The 478-nt window shown below is 57.9% G+C and carries 1 rRNA gene (cut by a window edge); it reads left to right on the plus strand.

The features are described 5' to 3' along the window. Positions 1–49 precede the first annotated feature (49 nt). A 23S ribosomal RNA gene (locus IE172_RS23550) occupies positions 50–478 on the plus strand (it continues 2,754 nt past the right edge of the window).

Genomic DNA, 478 nt, shown 5'->3' on the forward strand with positions numbered 1-478 from the left:
GGGTGGTTGGTCGTTGTTTGAGAACTGCACAGTGGACGCGAGCATCTGTGGCCAAGTTTTTAAGGGCGCACGGTGGATGCCTTGGCACCAGGAACCGATGAAGGACGTGGGAGGCCACGATAGTCCCCGGGGAGTCGTCAACCAGGCTTTGATCCGGGGGTTTCCGAATGGGGAAACCCGGCAGTCGTCATGGGCTGTCACCCTTGTCTGAACACATAGGGCAAGTGGAGGGAACGCGGGGAAGTGAAACATCTCAGTACCCGCAGGAAGAGAAAACAACCGTGATTCCGGGAGTAGTGGCGAGCGAAACCGGATGAGGCCAAACCGTATGCGTGTGAGACCCGGCAGGGGTTGCGCTTACGGGGTTGTGGGATCTCTCTTTCATGGTCTGCCGGCCATGAGACGAGTCAGAAACCGTTGATGTAGGCGAAGGACATGCGAAAGGTCCGGCGTAGAGGGTAAGACCCCCGTAGTCGAA

It is taken from the genome of Streptomyces griseoflavus (assembly GCF_014649995.1).
Lineage (GTDB): Bacteria > Actinomycetota > Actinomycetes > Streptomycetales > Streptomycetaceae > Streptomyces > Streptomyces griseoflavus.